General features: G+C 57.0%; 1 protein-coding gene. It reads left to right on the top strand.

What is annotated here, in order from left to right:
- The coding region (gene sthA / locus A3754_RS02045) for a Si-specific NAD(P)(+) transhydrogenase (RefSeq protein WP_063518716.1) at positions 1 to 1,095 on the top strand (1,095 nt) is incomplete at both ends.

The following is a 1,095-nucleotide window of genomic DNA, read 5'->3' as shown; positions in this document are numbered from 1 at the left end:
TGATTGCCCGCACCCGCGAGGTAATAGACTCTCAGGTGCAGGTTCGAACGGACTTTTATGTCCGTAACCGGGTTACCGTGTTCGGGGGTCGTGGTGAGATTCTGTCACCGCAAGAAGTGCGGGTCGATGACCATGCAGGCCGCCAGCACTTGCTGAAAACCCGCAATATTCTGGTCGCTACGGGATCACGTCCCTACCACCCGGATGACGTGGACTTCTCTCATCCGCGCATCTACGACTCGGATACTATCCTGACCATGGACCATACGCCGCGGCATATCCTAGTCTATGGTGCCGGGGTCATCGGCTCGGAGTATGCCTGCATCTTCACCGGGCTTGGCATCCGGGTGGACCTGGTGAACTCCCGTGAGCACTTGCTGGATTTTCTGGATACGGAAATTTCCGATGCGCTCAGCTATCACCTGCGTGAGCAAGGCTGCACCATTCGCCAGGGTGAACACTACAAACGGGTGACGGCGGATGACGAGGGCGTAACGCTGGAGCTGGAATCCGGCAAGAAACTGCGCGCGGATGCCTTGTTGTGGTGTAACGGCCGTTCCGGGAACACCCAGAATATTGGCCTGGAAAATGTGGGGGTTGCAGCCAACAGTCGTGGGCAGCTCAAGGTCAATGAGCGCTATCAGACTGAGATGGACACGCTCTATGCCGTGGGTGATGTGGTGGGCTGGCCATCACTGGCCAGCGCCTCCTACGATCAGGGGCGTTTCTGTGCCGCCGCCATTGCTGGTGACGAAGTGCGCCAGGTAACAGACGTGCCCACGGGCATTTATACCATTCCCGGGATCAGTAGCGTTGGGCGGACCGAGCAGGAATTGACCGAAGCCAAAGTGCCGTATGACGTGGGGCAGGCCTTCTTCAAAAACCTGGCCCGGGCGCAAATTACTGGCGAGCGGGTAGGCATGCTGAAAATTCTGTTTCATCGTGAGACGTTGGCGGTGTTGGGTATCCACTGTTTTGGCTATCAAGCCATGGAGATTGTCCACGTGGGTCAGGCCATCATGCGTCAACCCGGTGAAAACAACACGCTGGAGTACTTTATTGATACCACCTTCAACTACCCAACCATGGCCGAAG

This window comes from Alcanivorax sp. HI0083 (genome assembly GCF_001635175.1).
This window is presented reverse-complemented; position numbering and strand designations above follow the sequence as displayed.